This is a genomic window from Pseudomonas sp. PME37.24/006 (assembly GCF_055556635.1).
In genome coordinates, this window is the sequence record NZ_JBVHNL010000093.1 from 1 (window position 1) to 272 (window position 272).

Below are 272 nucleotides of genomic sequence, written 5' to 3' on the forward strand. Positions count from 1 at the left end.
TCCGCGCCGCCGGGCCGCGGCTGCGCGTCGGCCTGCTGCTCGAGGCGCCGACCGGCGTAGCCGTGCATCCCGAGAACCGCGAGGCGGCGCTCGTCGCGGCGCGCGCCCTCGAGGCGCTCGGCCACCACGTCACGCCGGTGTCGCCGTTCCTCTTCAGCGAGCGCGCGACGCGCGGGTTCGCCGATCTCATCATCAGCGCCTCGACCTGGGCCTCCCCGATCGAGGATGCCGACAAGCTCGAGCCCTACATCCGGTACCGCTACGACCGTGCG

1 protein-coding gene is annotated in these 272 nt (G+C 74.3%); it reads left to right on the forward strand.

Translation table 11 applies throughout. From position 1 onward, the window contains the following. Positions 1-272 (forward strand): hypothetical protein (locus ACZ3GY_RS23975; RefSeq protein ID WP_465912234.1); only part of this gene is annotated, 272 nt, incomplete at both ends.